At 69.4% G+C, this 14558-nt stretch carries 13 protein-coding genes; 7 read left to right on the forward strand and 6 right to left on the reverse strand.

Features of this window, described 5'->3' with window-relative positions; all coding sequences use genetic code 11:
• Position 1 precedes the first annotated feature (1 nt).
• The 7 genes from CRP45_RS00940 (at position 2) to CRP45_RS00970 (ending at position 7378) form a co-directional block, all read left to right on the forward strand.
• On the forward strand, positions 2-1324 hold the full coding sequence (locus tag CRP45_RS00940) for an APC family permease (protein ID WP_097243382.1): 1323 nt from the start codon (positions 2-4) through the stop codon (positions 1322-1324).
• Positions 1325-1451: 127 nt separating this feature from the next.
• Complete coding sequence (gene gndA, locus CRP45_RS00945) at positions 1452-2897, forward strand: NADP-dependent phosphogluconate dehydrogenase (protein WP_097243383.1); 1446 nt, start codon at positions 1452-1454, stop codon at positions 2895-2897.
• A 106-nt stretch (positions 2898-3003) separates the two neighbouring features.
• Entirely contained in the window at positions 3004-3924 is a 921-nt protein-coding gene (locus CRP45_RS00950; protein WP_097243384.1) for an NAD-dependent epimerase/dehydratase family protein, read from the forward strand.
• Positions 3925-4019: 95 nt separating this feature from the next.
• Positions 4020-4319, forward strand: coding sequence for a hypothetical protein (locus CRP45_RS00955; protein ID WP_097243385.1), 300 nt, complete (start codon positions 4020-4022; stop codon positions 4317-4319).
• Positions 4316-5314: a phosphotransferase family protein gene (locus tag CRP45_RS00960; protein ID WP_097243386.1), complete on the forward strand. Its 999-nt coding sequence runs from the start codon at positions 4316-4318 to the stop codon at positions 5312-5314. The genes CRP45_RS00955 and CRP45_RS00960 overlap by 4 nt, the downstream gene beginning before the upstream one ends.
• Positions 5315-5322: 8 nt before the next feature.
• Entirely contained in the window at positions 5323-6594 is a 1272-nt protein-coding gene (locus CRP45_RS00965) for an acyl-CoA dehydrogenase family protein (protein WP_097243387.1), read from the forward strand.
• 283 nt (positions 6595-6877) lie between these two features.
• On the forward strand, positions 6878-7378 hold the full coding sequence (locus CRP45_RS00970) for a MarR family winged helix-turn-helix transcriptional regulator (protein WP_097243388.1): 501 nt from the start codon (positions 6878-6880) through the stop codon (positions 7376-7378).
• A 294-nt stretch (positions 7379-7672) separates the two neighbouring features.
• Here the strand turns inward: CRP45_RS00970 and CRP45_RS00975 are convergent, their stop codons facing one another.
• The 6 genes from CRP45_RS00975 to CRP45_RS01000 are packed head-to-tail and all read right to left on the reverse strand — an operon-like array spanning position 7673 to position 14362.
• Positions 7673-10351 carry a fumarate reductase/succinate dehydrogenase flavoprotein subunit gene (locus CRP45_RS00975; RefSeq protein ID WP_097243389.1) on the reverse strand — a complete coding sequence of 893 codons (2679 nt, stop codon included), beginning with the start codon at positions 10349-10351 and terminating at the stop codon, positions 7673-7675.
• Positions 10348-11112: an ABC transporter ATP-binding protein gene (locus CRP45_RS00980; RefSeq protein WP_097243390.1), complete on the reverse strand. Its 765-nt coding sequence runs from the start codon at positions 11110-11112 to the stop codon at positions 10348-10350. The genes CRP45_RS00975 and CRP45_RS00980 overlap by 4 nt, the downstream gene beginning before the upstream one ends.
• Complete coding sequence (locus tag CRP45_RS00985) at positions 11109-11942, reverse strand: ABC transporter permease (protein ID WP_097243391.1); 834 nt, start codon at positions 11940-11942, stop codon at positions 11109-11111. The genes CRP45_RS00980 and CRP45_RS00985 overlap by 4 nt, the downstream gene beginning before the upstream one ends.
• Positions 11939-13366, reverse strand: coding sequence for an ABC transporter substrate-binding protein (locus tag CRP45_RS00990; RefSeq protein ID WP_097243392.1), 1428 nt, complete (start codon positions 13364-13366; stop codon positions 11939-11941). Before CRP45_RS00990 ends, CRP45_RS00985 begins: the two co-directional genes overlap by 4 nt.
• 12 nt (positions 13367-13378) lie before the next feature.
• Complete coding sequence (locus CRP45_RS00995) at positions 13379-13606, reverse strand: 4Fe-4S dicluster domain-containing protein (protein ID WP_097243393.1); 228 nt, start codon at positions 13604-13606, stop codon at positions 13379-13381.
• On the reverse strand, positions 13607-14362 hold the full coding sequence (locus tag CRP45_RS01000) for a GntR family transcriptional regulator (RefSeq protein ID WP_097244478.1): 756 nt from the start codon (positions 14360-14362) through the stop codon (positions 13607-13609).
• Positions 14363-14558 lie beyond the last annotated feature (196 nt).

Consider the following 14558-nt stretch of genomic DNA (forward strand, 5'->3'; position numbering starts at 1 on the left):
CATGGCCGTCGCGCTGAACCGCGTCGTCCGCACGCCCCTGCTGTACTTCTTCATCCTCGGCGACGTGCTCGGTGCGGGGGTGTACGTGTTGGTCGGCGAGATCGCGGGGGCCTCGGGCGGCGCGCTCTGGCTGCCGCTGCTCACCGCTTTGGTGCTCGCCTGTCTCACCGCCGGTTCCTACGCCGAGCTCGCCACGAAATACCCGAGGGCGGGCGGCTCGGCGCACTACGTGACTCGTGCGCTCGGACCGGCAGCGGGCACCTTCGTCGGGTTCTGCATGCTCGCCGCGGGCGTCGTGTCCGTCGGCGCGTTGGCCAGGGGGTTCGCCTCGGACTACCTCGCCACGCTGGTGACCTTGCCGACCGTCGTCGTCGTGGTGGTCTTCCTGTTCGCCCTCGCCGCGCTGAACTTGCGCGGCATCAAGGAGTCCCTCGGCGCGAACGTGGTCGCCACCGCGATCGAACTCGGTGGCCTGCTGCTCGTCATCGGTCTCGGCGCCTGGGTACTGCTGCGCGGCGAGGGCGACCCGAGCAGGCTCACCCAGGTCGGCACTGCCGAGCGCGGGCCGGTCGGCGCGGTGCTCGCGGGCGCCGTGCTGGCGTACTACTCGTTCGTCGGCTTCGAGACCTCGGTCAATCTGGCCGAGGAGGTGCGCGATCCGCGCCGCACCTATCCGAGGGCGCTGTTCGGCGCGCTGCTCACCGCGGGCGCGGTGTACGTGCTGCTCGGTGCGGTCGCGGGCGCCGTCGTGCCCACCGAGGTGCTCGCCGAATCCAGCGGACCGCTGCTGGAGGTGATCCGGGTGGCGGGCGGCGTGCCGGAGCGACTGTTCGCGGTGATCGCGCTCGTCGCGGTGGCCAACGGCGCCCTGCTGACCGGCATCATGGCCTCGCGGCTGGCGTACGGCATGGGACGCGACGGTCTGCTGCCCGCCGCGCTGGCCAGGGTGCTGCCCGGCCGCCGCACGCCGTGGGTCGCGATTCTCGCCACCACCGGCGTGGCGCTGGCACTCGCGCTCACCGGTGAAGTCGGCTCGCTGGCCGAGACGTTGGTGCTGTTGCTGCTCGTCGTCTTCACCGCGGTCAATGCCGCCGTGCTGATCCTGCGCCGGGAGCCGGTCGAAGCCGAACACTTCCAGGTGCCGTCGGTGGTGCCCTTGCTCGGTCTGGCGTCGTGTCTGTTCTTGTTCACCCGCATCGGCGCGGAGGTGTGGTTGCGCGGTGCGATCCTGCTCGGGCTGGGGTTGCTGCTCGGCGTCGTCAACGCCGTGCGATCGCGTTCGTCGAGCGGGCCGGAATCCGCTGACGAGCCGACGCGGGTGTGAGCTGCCGACCGGCCATCCAGTAGCTTGGCACGCAGGGTGGCCACGCGGTTCGAAGGAGCCGACGAGGCCGCCGCGGAACCAGTTTTCGCACACCCCACCGGACCTGACGAACGAAGAGAGCTGATCGATGCCGACCTCTGAAGCGCGTGCACACATCGGTGTTACCGGCCTGGCTGTCATGGGCAGCAACATCGCCCGCAACTTCGCCAGGCACGGTTACACGGTCGCGCTGCACAACCGTTCCGTCGCCAAGACCGACGCGCTGCTCGCCGAGCACGGCGCCGACGGCGATTTCGTGCGCACCGAGACCATCGAGGAGTTCGTCGCCGCGCTGGAGAAGCCGCGCCGGGTGCTGATCATGGTCAAGGCGGGCGACGCGACCGACGCCGTCATCGAGGAACTCGCCGCCGCGCTGGAGCCGGGCGACATCATCATCGACGGCGGCAACGCGCTCTACACCGACACCATTCGCCGCGAAGCCGCCATGCGCGAGCGCGGACTGAACTTCGTCGGCGCTGGCATCTCCGGCGGCGAGGAGGGCGCGCTCAACGGCCCGGCGATCATGCCTGGCGGGCCGAAGGAGTCCTATGAGTCGCTCGGTCCGCTGCTGGAGTCGATCGCCGCGCAGGTCGACGGCACCCCGTGCTGCACCCACATCGGACCCGACGGTTCCGGGCACTTCGTCAAGATGGTGCACAACGGCATCGAGTACGCCGACATGCAGCTCATCGGCGAGGCCTACCACCTGTTCCGTGACGCGCTCGGCTTCGACGCCAAGCAGATCGCGGACGTGTTCACCCAGTGGAACTCCGGCGACCTGGAGAGCTACCTGGTGGAGATCACCGCCGAGGTGCTCGCGCAGGTCGACGCCAAGACCGGTCGTCCGCTGGTCGATGTCATCGTCGACGCCGCCGAGCAGAAGGGCACCGGCCGCTGGACGGTCAAGTCCGCCCTCGATCTCGGTGTGCCGGTGACCGGTATCGCCGAGGCGGTGTTCGCCAGGGCGCTGTCGGGTTCCCGCGCGCAGCGCAAGGCCGCGGTCGGCCTGGCCTCCGGCACGCTGGCCGAAAAGCCCACGGACGTCGAGCAATTCACCGAGGACATCCGCCAGGCGCTCTACGCCTCGAAGGTCGTCGCCTACGCGCAGGGCTTCGATCAGATCGCCGCGGGCAGCGCCGAATACAACTGGGACCTGCACCCCGGCGACCTCGCCACGATCTGGCGCGGCGGCTGCATCATCCGTGCCCGGTTCCTGAACCGGATCAAGGAGGCCTACGACCAGGATCCCGCGCTGCCGAGCCTCATCCTCGCCCCGTACTTCCGCGAGGCGATCGAGACGGCCATCGACAGCTGGCGGCGTGTGGTGTCCACCGCGACCCTGCTCGGCATTCCGGTCCCGGCCTTCGCGTCCTCGCTGTCGTACTACGACGCGCTGCGCGCGGAGCGGCTGCCCGCCGCGCTCACCCAGGGACAGCGCGACTTCTTCGGTGCGCACACCTACGAGCGCATCGACGCCGAGGGCAAGTTCCACACGCTGTGGAGCGGTGACCGCAGCGAGGTTTCCGCGGGCTGATCCGGGAGCGCGGTCTCCCGACCGTGTTTCGCGCCACAACCCATCACAAAGTTTTCGGCTCGCTCGTCCAAGTCGGTGAAAGCCACCGGGCGAGAAGGAGAACGAGATGCGGGTACTACTGGCGGGCGCGACGGGCGCGATCGGGCGGCCGCTCATCCTGGCACTGGTCGACGGCGGTCACGAGGTGCTCGCCGTCGCTCGAAACCTCAAGAGCGACGAGACGATTCGCGAACTCGGCGCCGAGCCGATCACCGCGGACGTGATGGATCGAGCGGGGCTGCTGCGCGCGTTGCGCGGCCGCTCCGCCGACGCCGTGCTGCACCAAGCGACCGCGTTGAAGAGCGCAGGCCGCAATGTGACCGACGACGATCCCACGAATGCCCTGCGCCGCACCGGAACCGCGAATCTGCTCGCGGCCGCGGAACAGCTCGGTGCGGGCCGGTTCGTCACCCAATCGCTGATCACCGGGTACGGGTACGTCGACCACGGCGACCGGCGGGTCACCGAGGACGACCCGTTCGGGATCGAGGACGGCGGATACGCCGATCCGGTGATCGCGGGCTGCCGCGCCACCGAAGAGCAGGTGTTCGCCGCGGACCTGGACGGAATCTCGTTGCGCTACGGGCTCTTCTACGGTCCCGCCGCGTTCAGCGACCTGTTCGCCGGGCTGCTGCGCAAACGCGTGCCGATGGTTCCGCTTGGCGGTGGCGGGGTGATCAGCTGGATCCACGTCGCCGACGCGGCGGCCGCGACCGTCGCCGCGCTGGAGCGCGGAAAGGCGGGCCAGGCCTACAACATCGTCGACGACGAACCGATCACCTGGCGGCAATTCCTCGACACCGTCGCGGCCGCGCACGGCACGCCGCGTGCTATCGCAGTGCCGACCTGGCTCCTTCGCTTGGCCGTGCCCTACCTGGGGTGCTTGATGTCCGACACCACCCTGCGCGTCGACAACACCAAGGCGAAGCGGGAGCTGGGGTGGGCACCGGTGTATCGCTCGGTCGCGGAGGGGCTCGGACGGGCCTGAGCGATTCGGGTGTTGTCCTGGCGGACTCGCGATGAGAGTATGTCTCCCTGTATCTCTCATCGCCTCATCGGTGGTGAGCGCCGAAAGGACCGAGGATGCCGCAGTACCGACCGTCCGCACCGGAACTGCTCACGGCACTGGCGGAGCTGCTCGAGGACACGTTGCTGCCCGAACTGCCCGAGGGCCTGCGTCATTCGGCACGGGTTGGCGCGAACGTGGCACGGATTCTGCGCCGTGAGTGGGAAGCCTTGCCGCCGGAACGGACGATCGCCGCGGCGCCGGACGAAATCGGGGATGCGGAACTGGATCCGATCAGCTGGCAGGCGCTCGTCGACGTAGTCCGTCGCGATCTGGCGGTCGCCAAGCCCGGGTACGACTCGTGGGAGCGCGAATGACGGCGCCGTACCGCGAGGGCTTGGCGCGATTCCTCGCCGAGGAGTTCGGCCGCCAGGTCGAGATCACGTGGAGCGCGGCGCTGTCGAGCGGAGCGCGGCGGCGCAATGTCGCCTTCGATGCCGACCTCGGTGACCGAGTGCTGGAACTGGTGGCGACCATCGTGCCGCCCTCGGTCGAGCTGTTGCCCGTCGACGCCGAAGCCGCGGTGCGCGAAGTGGCGAGACAACACTCGATCCCGACGCCGCGGGTTGTCGCCTGCTGCGCCGACTCCCGCTTTCTCGGCGCGCCGTTTCTGCTCTCGGAGCGCGTCGAGGGCGAGACCGTTCCGCGCCGGGTGCTGCGCGTGATCCGCACCGCGGGCCTCGCCGAGCGCGTCGCGAACCAGCTCGGCGAGGCGATGGCGCGCTTGCATGCCATCGACCCGGCCCACGCGCCAAGCACCCTTCCCGGTGAGCCGGATGCCGACCCCGCCAGGGCGCTGCTGCGCGAGATCCACGAGGGTGTCGCCGCGCTGCTGGCGGATCGCCCGGTCTTCCGGCATGCCGTGCGATGGATCGAGCGAAGGATCCCCGAGCCGCCAACGTGCAGGTCGATCATTCACACCGACCTGCGGGTCGGCAATATCGTGGTCGGGCCGGACGGATTGCGGGCCGTCCTGGATTGGGAAGGCGCGCAACGGTTCGGTGATCCCATGCGCGATCTCGCCTGGCCAACGCTGCGTATGTGGCGCTTCGGCGACGATGCCCGCGAGTTCGGTGGCCTCGTCGACCGCGCCGCGTTCGTCACCGCCTACGAGCGCGCAGGCGGCGCCTTCGACCTCGACCGATTCCGCTGGTGGAAGACGGCGTCGACGCTCGCGTGGGGCGTCCTGCTTGCCGGACAGGCGGCCGCCTATCTCGACAGCGACACCCGCGACATCGTGATGGCCGCCGGCGGCAGGCGAGTGTCGGAAATCGAATGGGACCTGCTGATGCAGATCCGACCGGCGTCTTAGGAGCACCCGTGGATTTCGAACTGCCCGAAGAACTTCGAAGCTACCTGTGCGAACTCGACGAGTTCATCGAGGAGCAGATCGTTCCGCTCGAACAGGCCGACGACAACATGCGGTTCTTCGACCACCGCCGCGAGGACGCGCGCACCGACTGGCACCGGGGCGGGCTGCCCAGCGCGGAGTGGGAGGCGCTGCTGGCCGAGGCGCGTCGCCGCGCCGACGCGGCCGGTCACTTCCGCTATCCGTTTCCCGCCCGATACGGCGGCCGGGACGGCACCAATCTCGGGATGGCCGTCATCCGTGAGCATTTGGCGCGCCGCGGGCTCGGGCTGCACTGCGATCTGCAGAACGAGCACGCGATCGTCGGCAACAACGTCGGCCTGCTGCTGATGCTCGAATACGGATCGCCCGCGCAGCAGGCCGAGTGGGTCGAGGAATTGGCGGCGGGCACGAAGATGTTCGCCTTCGGCATCACCGAGCCCGAGCACGGGTCCGACGCGACGCACATGGAGACCGTCGCGGTGCGCCGCGGTGACACGTGGGTGATCAATGGTGAGAAGACGTGGAACACCGGAATCCACACCGCGGCAGCCGATTTGATTTTCGCGCGCACCTCGGGGAAACCCGGCGACAGTACGGGTATCACGGCTTTTCTCGTCCCGGCCACGGCGCCCGGATTCCGGGTCGAGGAGTATCTCTGGACGTTCAACATGCCGACCGATCACGCGCGAGTGAGCCTGACCGATGTCGAGGTGCCCGACAGCGCGGTGTTCGGTGCGGTCGGGCGCGGGCTCGCCGTCGTGCAGCATTTCTTCAACGAGAACCGGATTCGGCAGGCGGCGTCGAGTTTGGGTGCGGCCCAGTACTGCATCGATGAGTCGGTCGAGTACGCCAAGCGGCGCAAGCCTTTCGGTGTGCCGTTGGCGCGCAATCAGGCGATCCAGTTTCCGCTCGTCGAATTGCACACCCAATGCGAGATGCTGCGTGCGCTGATCCACAGAACCGCGTGGTCGATGGATCGCTACGGCACGTTCGCGGTCTCCGAGCAGGTGTCGATGTGCAATTACTGGGCGAACAGATTGTGTTGCGAGGCCGCCGACCGCGCCATGCAGATCCACGGCGGCATGGGCTATTCCCGGCACACACCCTTCGAACACATCTACCGTCACCACCGCCGCTACCGGATCACCGAAGGCGCGGAGGAGATCCAGATGCGGCGGGTGGCCGGCTACTTGTTCGGCTTCATGGACCGAGGTCGGCCCAAGGGAGTCGGACCGGACTGATCGGGGTCGTCCGCGGCTCTGCTCGCGCCTCGGTCGCATTCGTCGGCTCGACCGTCCTCGGCGGCGGTCCGTATCCGCGCCACAGCGCTCGCCGTCAATTTGTTGCCGCACATGGGCGCCCCCTTCGTTGTTCGGCCATGCAACGATGATGACCGGAAGGCCGCGCCCGCACACCGCCTTGCCGCTGCCCATGACGCGGAGGGTGTGAATCCCTTGGTTCGTGAAGGCAGATCGAGGCCGTCGACGACCTGCCCGGCTCGGTCGGGGTGCGTACAGTGCAAATATGCCCGAAGAAGCGCATCCCGGCGCGGTCGAGGCCGCCGCCGCGGGCACCGATGACGTGCTCTCGCTCGCGGCCCAACTGTGCTTTGCCCTCTACTCGACCTCGCGCTCGATGACCGCGGCCTACCGGCCCTACCTCGAAGCCATGCGGGTGACCTACCCGCAGTACCTGACGCTCCTCGCCCTCTGGGAGACCCCCGGCATCACGATGAAGCAGCTCGCCGAGCGGCTCCGTCTCGACTACGGCACCGTCTCCCCGCTCGTGCAGCGCTTGCAAACCCGCGGCCTGGTCGAGAGCGTCCGCAGCTCCCGCGACCGCAGGGCCGTGCAACTCCGCGCCACCCCGGCGGGCCTGGCCCTGGAACAGCAAGCCAGGCAAATGATCGGCGCGGTCCTGAAAGAGGTCGGATACCCCCTCGAAACGGTGACCGCCCTACGCGACCAAGTCACCGCCCTCGGCGCCCGCCTCGACACCGTCGTCGCCGAACGCGACACGCGGTAGAGGCGATATCGCCACCTTTCGCGTCCGCCATGTCCGCTCGAGATCGCGCTTGGTCAGCGGAGATCGGACCCGCGTCAGCACCGCGATGGGTCACCGCGTCAGCGGGAATCCCACCGTCGGGCGGCTACTCGGCGGGGCCACGGAGCGGGCGTGGTCCGAGCTGTTGCCCGGCGCACCTCACGGCTCGCGCCGCGCGCGGACCGGAACGGGCGTTGTATGCCGGGCGGGGGCTGTTCGACATCACCATGCGCAAGCGAGGGGAAGGGGCCGCCGAGCGGTCGGTACAGACGGCGATCATGCGTCGACCGCCCGGCGGGCGTAGGCGCGCACGTCGGCGTCGGTGTCGTCGATGGCGCGCTTCAGTGCGTCGCGGGCGGATTCGGTTGTGCGCCATGTGCTCAGGGAGAGGACCGCGGCTTTGCGGACGTCCAGGTGCGGGTCGAGCAATGCTTCGGTGAGGAGAGGGACCGCGAGGTCGGGTGCGGCGCCCGCCAGGCCGCGGGCCGCGCCGACTCGGACCTGCCAGGCCGAATCACGCAGTGCGGCGGAGAGATCCGTGGCGTCGTCGGAGTTCGCGCCGAGTGCGGCGAAGGCGGTGAGCGCCGACGCGCGGACCAGCGGGTCACGGTCGGTGGACAGTGCGCGGATGACGTCGACGCCGCCGTCGCCGATGGCGGCAAGGCCGTTGGCGACCGCGATACGGACCTCGCGGTTCGGGTCGGCGGCCAAGGCGGCGACGCCGGCGCGATCGTCGAGGGAGACCAGCGCGCGGACCGCCTCGATGCGCACCCGGTGGTCCGCGTCGGCGGACGCCGCGGCGAACTGGGCGGCGCTGCCCGCGCGCAGGGCGCGCAGTAGGTCGACGACAGTGGCGCGCACCAGCGGGTCGGTGGAGTTCAAGTGTTCGGGCAGTCCGGCCGCGTCGGGCAACACCTCCACCAGTTCCCGCAGGCTTTCGGCGGCCACGCGCCGCACCGATGCGGCCGTGTCGCCGAGCGCGTCGACGAGGGCGGTCGCGAATCCGTCCGGCGTGTGCTCGGTGAGCACCGAGATCGCCGCGGCCCGCACACCGGCGTCGTCATCGGCGAGGTAGCTCGAAAGGTCCTCAACCGTAGGCGAATCCAAGGCGAGCAGGGTGACCAGCCGGGGCGAAGGGGGAGTGACGGGCGTCGAGGTGACGATCACCGTATCCCCGCGCTGCGGCGGTCTTCCGGATCGCAGCTCGGGCTGTTCGACCGCGACGACGGTCGGATCGGCGGAGGGCACGTCGTCCAGTCCGGGCACCGGCACCAGGTACGGCGCGACCGGCCGTTTCAGGAACTCCATCTCCCCATTCGCGTTCTTGCGCAGATTCAGGTGATACCGCCAGGCGTTGTCGTCGCGCTCGGGCAGGTCGGCGCGCTCGTGGTAGAGGCCCCACCGGGATTCGGTGCGGGTCAGCGAGCTGCGCGCCGCCATCTCCGCGCAGTCCCTGATGAACGAGACCTCCACCGCGCGCATCAGCTCGTGCGGGGTGCGCGCTCCGATGCCCTCGACTTCCGCGCGCATCCGCTCGAACGTCTCCACCGCGATGGACAGCTTGGTGGCCGTCTTCGGCGGCGCCACATAGTCGTTCACGAAACGGCGCAGCTTGTATTCGACCTGGGGCTGCGGCGGACCGTCCGGCTGACGCAGCGGCCGATAGACGAGCTCGTGCGCGGCGGCCAGCTGATCCTCGGGAAGCTCTCGCGGCGCATCGAGTTCCGCGAGCGTCGAGGCGGCGTGCGCGCCCGCCAGGTCGCCGTAGACGAACGCGCCGATCATGTAGTTGTGCGGCACGCAGGCCAGATCGCCCGCCGCGTACAGGCCGGGCACGGTCGTGCGCGCGTGCTCGTCCACCCACACGCCGGACGCGGAATGCCCACTGCACAAACCGATCTCGGAGATGTGCATCTCGATGTCGTGGGTGCGGTAGTCGTGGCCGCGGTTGGCGTGGAAAGTGCCGCGGGTGGGGCGCTCGGTGGTGTGCAGGATGCCCTCGAGCGTGGACAGCGTCTCGTCGGGCAGGTGCGAGACCTTCAGATAGATCGGCCCGCGCGCGGATTCGATCTCGCGCTTGACCTCCGCCATCATCTGACCCGACCAGTAGTCGGAGTCCACGAACCGCTCGCCTTCGGCGTTGACCTGATAGCCGCCGAACGGGTTGGCGACGTAGGCGCAGGCGGGGCCGTTGTAATCCTTGATGAGCGGATTGATCTGGAAGCACTCGATGCCGGAGAGCTCCGCGCCCGCGTGGTAGGCCATCGCGTAGCCGTCGCCGGCGTTGGTCGGATTCTCGTAGGTGCCGTACAGGTAGCCGCTGGCGGGCAGCCCGAGGCGGCCGCACGGCCCGGTCGCCAGGATCACCGCTTTGGCGCCGACCGCGACGAATTCGCCGGTGCGTGTGTGCAACGCCGCGGCGCCGGTTGCGCGGCCATCCGAGGTCAGCACCCGAACGGGCATGAGCCGGTTCTCGATCCGGATCCGCTCCCGCATCTTGCGTTGGCGCAGCACGCGATACAGCGCCTTCTTGACGTCCTTGCCCTCCGGCATCGGCAGCACGTACGAGCCGGAGCGGTGCACCCGGCGCACCGCGTACTCGCCGTACTCGTCCTTCTCGAACTTCACCCCGTAGCGCTCCAGCCGCTGCACCATCGCGAAGCCGCGGGTCGCGGTCTGGTAGACGGTGCGCTGGTCGACGATTCCGTCGTTGGCCCTGGTGATCTCGGCGACGTAGTCCTCCGGCGTGGCCTTGCCGGGGATCACCGCGTTGTTCACGCCGTCCATGCCCATGGCCAGCGCGCCGGAATGGCGAACGTGCGCTTTCTCCAGCAGCAGCACGTCCGCGCCGTGTTCGGCGGCGGTGAGCGCGGCCATGGTGCCCGCGGTGCCGCCGCCGATCACCAGCACGTCGCAGTCGAGCCGGATCCGCTCGGACAGCTCGGGAACGTTCACAGTTTCTCCAGGATCTCGTCCCGCACGGCCTGCCGGTCCACCGGCCTGCGCGGAGCGGGGACCTCGATGACGGCGCGCAACGCGGCGGCACGCTCGTCGTGCCTGCCGAGCACGGCGATGCGGTCGCCGAGCAGCAGGGCCTCGTCGAGGTCGTGGGTGACGAAGACGATGGTGGTGGGATGAGCGCGCCAGGTGTCGATCAGCAGCCGCTGCATGGTGGCCCTGGTCTGGGTGTCCAGCGCGCCGAACGGCTCGTCCATCAGCACGGCCCGCGGCGCTCCGGCGAGGCTGCGCGCCAATTGAACTCGCTGCCGCATGCCGCCGGAGAGGTCGCGCGGCAGATAGTCGGCGTAGCCGGTGAGCCCGACCTCGGTGACCCAGCGCTGGGCGAGCGCCTTGCGTTCGGCGCGTGGCGTGCCGCGCAGGTGCAGCGCGAGTTCGATGTTCTGTCGTGCGGTGCGCCACGGCAGCAGCGCGTCGTCCTGGAACACCAGGGCTCGGTCGGCCGACGGCCCCGTGACCGTCGACCCGTCCGCGCGCACCGATCCGGCGTCGGGACTGCGCAATCCTGCGATGGCGCGCAACAGCGTCGACTTGCCACAGCCGGATTCGCCGACCACGACGAGGATCTCGCCCGCGGCGATGTCCAGGTCGAGCCGGTCGACAACCGTTCGGGAGCCGTAGGCGATACGCACGCCCTCGAGCGTGAGCCGCATGCCCGCGGTGGCGGGAGCGGCGGGAGCCGTTGTCGTGGTGGTCATTCCGCAACTTCCCTTGGCAGCCAGCGGGTGATCCGGCGACCGGCCAGCTCGACGAGGCCGGAGGTGGCGAAGCCGAGCACCCCGATGGTGATCATCCCGACGAACACCGCCGGATAGTCGACGATGGTGTAGGCCTGCCAGGTGCGGTAGCCGACGCCGAGCCGCCCTGAGATCATCTCCGCGGAGATGAGGCAGATCCAGGCCACGCCCATGCCGACCGACAGGCCGCTGAACACCCCGGGCAGGATGCCGGGAAACACAACGCGCACCAACACATCTCGCCGCGAGGCGCCGAGCGTGCGCACGGCGTCCTCCCAGATCGTCGGCAGCGCGCGCACCGCGTGCCTGGTGCTCACCAGGACCGGGAACAGCGACGCGGTGAAGGTGATGAATACGATGCCGGACTCGTCGCTGGGGAACAGCAGGATCGCCACCGGCACCAGCGCGATCGCCGGAATCGGGCGGACCAGCTCGGTCAGCGTGCCAAAGACGTCGGCAAGCAGCCGGGAGCGCCCGAGCCCGATGCCCGCGAGGACGCCGACCACCGCGGCTAGCCCGAACCCGGTGACGATGCGGATCAGCGACTGGGCGATGTCCAGGTAGTACTGGTCCTTGCCGAGGTGCTCGCCGAACTCCGCGACGATCTCGGTCACGGTCGGCAGCGAGTCGAAGCGCAACCCGGCCCGCACGTCGTTGACGGTGAGCAGCTGCCACAACCCGATCGCCGCGAGCACCGCGGCGACGCGGATTGCCCGCGAACTCCACTCGGAAGCGTTGCGCCCCTTCGCGGTCCGCTCCCCGGCGACCGCGGCGACGGCCACGGCGTTCATCCGCGGACTTCCGTGACGGCCTGGTCGTAGGAGACCGGAGCGGCGGCGGGATGGGTCTGCTGGTAGCGCTGCGCCGCGGCCCGCGTGGTGAAGGGCAGGTACTTCGCGCCGTCGCGCAGCCACACCGCCTTGTCGGCGAACCAGCGGGTGCCGAGTTCGGCGTCTGGCACGTAGACCGCGCGGATCACCTTGCCCTCGGCCTTGGCGGCCTGCACGGCGCGCAGCAAGCAGGTGGGGTCGGCGGCGGGCTGCGGCCGATCGGCGCCGTCCACCCACAGCTCACCCGCCAGCGCCGGGTCGGCGACCGAAGTGCCGCAGATCGGGTCGGTGCCGGTGATCGCGCTCGGGTTGGCGGTCGCGGCCAGCGCCCGGTCGTAATCGCCCTGTCCCGTCTCGGCGAAGGTCTCGCGCAGCGGCGCGTCGTCGACGAAGCCGTCCACGTCCAGCTCCGCGAAGTCGCCGATCGACTTCAGGTAGGGCACATCGCCTTTCAACGCGGTGATCAGGCTCGGCTTGAGTGTGGTGTCGAAGTGGGTGCCGCCGGGACCGTTGTAGAGATAGACGACTTCCCGCGGCAGACCGGAGCCCTCCGCGACGATACCGGCCGCCTCGAAGGGACGCTCGTTGAGGAACTTCGTGGCGTCGAGCTGCGCGGCGAGGAAGGCCTGGAGCACCTCGGGGTGGTCGGCGGCGTACGCGCGGCGCGCGACGACGCCGTGGAAGGTGGGCACGTTCAGTTCGGCGCCGTCGTAGAGCAGCTTGGCTTTGTTCTGGAAGACCAGAAGCCCTGGCCAGGCGACGAACTGCGACAGCGCGCCCACCTGATGCGACTCCAGCGCCGTCGCGCCGACCTGCGGCTGCTGGTTGAGCACCTCGACACCCGTGGCCGGATCGATGCCCGCCCGCGACAGCGCCTGCACGAGAGTGCCGTGGCCCGCCGAGCCGACGCTGGCCGAGATCTTCTGACCGGCCAGGTCGGTGATCGCGCCCGCGGGCGAATCATTGGGCACCACAACCATGTTGAGCGCGCCCTTGGGGTTGTATCCGGTGACCGACACCAGCGCGGTCTTCGCGCGTTCGTTGGCCTGTGTGCGAGATCCGTTGATCAGCAACGGATAATCGCCCATGGACCCGATGTCGATCTTCTCGGCGACCATCTGCGCGGTGATCGGCGCGCCGGTGTCGTAATCCTGCCACTCCACTTGGTATTTCGCGCCGCCGTTGTCGGTGATCCGGCGCAGCCGCTGCTCCAGGTAGCCCTGGGCGCGCAGCAGTGTGCCCGCGGTGACGGTGTTGATGGTCTTGGACTGGTAGCCGACGACGACCTTGACGGTGCCCGCGGGGGTGTCGTTCGAATTCTCCAGTGAGCAGCCCGCGGCGGCGAGTGCGGCGGCGAGCAGGACGGGAACGAGGCGTGCTTTCATGAGACTTCCAGATCAGCGGAGCAGATAGGGCATGTTGACGGTGACCGCGCCGGTCGGGCAGCGGGCCGCGCACGGGCCGCAGTACCAGCACTCGTCCACGTGCATGTAGGCCTTGCCGTTGTCGGGGTTGATCGCCAGGGAGTCGAGCGGGCAGATCTCCACGCAGAGCGTGCAGCCCTGGATGCACAGCGATTCATCGATGGTGACGGGGATGTCGGCGCGCTGATCGACCAGTGCCATCTATCGGACCTTCCATTGGGGTGTGCCGCGGGACAGGCTGCCGCGCATGGTGATTCGGTCGCCGCGCATGCGGATGTACTCCAGGTCGACCGGCCTGCCGTCATCGAGGCGGGTCAGCCGCTCCAGCATCAGCAGTGGGGCGCCGTCGGGAGTGTCGAGCGTGGACGCGGTGTGCGGGTCGGCGGCGATCGCCTCCAGCGCCAGATCGGCGTGACCGAGCGAGCGGCCGCTGATCTTCTCCAGCAGCACGAAGATGTCGGTGTTCTCGAGGTCGTCGGTGAGCACTTCGGCGCCGATGTCGGGGACCAGGTAGGTCAGGTCCAGGCTCAGCGGCCGTTCCGCGAGGTAGCGCAGCCGCTCCAGATAGACGACCCGCTCGCCTGGTTCGAGTCCGAGCCTGCGCGCGACCGCGGGCGGCGCGGTGATGTGTTGGGCCGTGCGCACCTCGTTGCGCACGGTGCCGTGGCCCTTGAGGGTTTCCTGAAGTCCCAGCAGTTCGTCGAGACCGTGGTCGTACTTGCGGGTTCCCACCCGGGTGCCGACCTTGGGGGCGCGATCGATCAGTCCCTCGTCCTTGAGCAGGGCAAGGGCCTCGCGCACCGTGTTGCGCGAGGCGGAGTGTTCCGTGGCGAGCTGCTGTTCGGTGGGCAGCACCTCGTCGAACGCGCCCGCGTGGATCTGGTGGCGCAGCACGTCGGCGACGCGGCGCGCCTGATCGGCGCGCAGCTGCCGCACCGGGGCCGGTTCCGCACCCATCCGTTCCGCCTCTCTCTCGCTGACCTGCACGGACAGCGACGATAGACGCGAAAAGGGGGCTCGAAATCCCGCTCGCGCGCCACGCGAATCAAGGGATGTTTCTTCGCCGGCGGCGCCGAGCCACGACCTGGGGAAACAGGGCGGCTAACGGCTATTGCGCCACCCTGTTTCCCGAGTTCGGGTTTCGATCACGCGG

This window comes from Nocardia amikacinitolerans, from assembly GCF_900215415.1.
Taxonomy (GTDB): Bacteria; Actinomycetota; Actinomycetes; order Mycobacteriales; family Mycobacteriaceae; genus Nocardia; species Nocardia amikacinitolerans.

Coding starts and splice junctions, on each gene's coding strand:
- CRP45_RS00940 (WP_097243382.1), top strand. CDS start 2: ATGGCCGTCGCGCTGAACCGCGTCGTCCGCACGCCCCTGCTGTACTTC.
- gndA (WP_097243383.1), top strand. CDS start 1,452: ATGCCGACCTCTGAAGCGCGTGCACACATCGGTGTTACCGGCCTGGCT.
- CRP45_RS00950 (WP_097243384.1), top strand. CDS start 3,004: ATGCGGGTACTACTGGCGGGCGCGACGGGCGCGATCGGGCGGCCGCTC.
- CRP45_RS00955 (WP_097243385.1), top strand. CDS start 4,020: ATGCCGCAGTACCGACCGTCCGCACCGGAACTGCTCACGGCACTGGCG.
- CRP45_RS00960 (WP_097243386.1), top strand. CDS start 4,316: ATGACGGCGCCGTACCGCGAGGGCTTGGCGCGATTCCTCGCCGAGGAG.
- CRP45_RS00970 (WP_097243388.1), top strand. CDS start 6,878: ATGCCCGAAGAAGCGCATCCCGGCGCGGTCGAGGCCGCCGCCGCGGGC.
- CRP45_RS00980 (WP_097243390.1), bottom strand. CDS start 11,112: ATGACCACCACGACAACGGCTCCCGCCGCTCCCGCCACCGCGGGCATG.
- CRP45_RS00985 (WP_097243391.1), bottom strand. CDS start 11,942: ATGAACGCCGTGGCCGTCGCCGCGGTCGCCGGGGAGCGGACCGCGAAG.
- CRP45_RS00990 (WP_097243392.1), bottom strand. CDS start 13,366: ATGAAAGCACGCCTCGTTCCCGTCCTGCTCGCCGCCGCACTCGCCGCC.
- CRP45_RS00995 (WP_097243393.1), bottom strand. CDS start 13,606: ATGGCACTGGTCGATCAGCGCGCCGACATCCCCGTCACCATCGATGAA.
- CRP45_RS01000 (WP_097244478.1), bottom strand. CDS start 14,362: ATGGGTGCGGAACCGGCCCCGGTGCGGCAGCTGCGCGCCGATCAGGCG.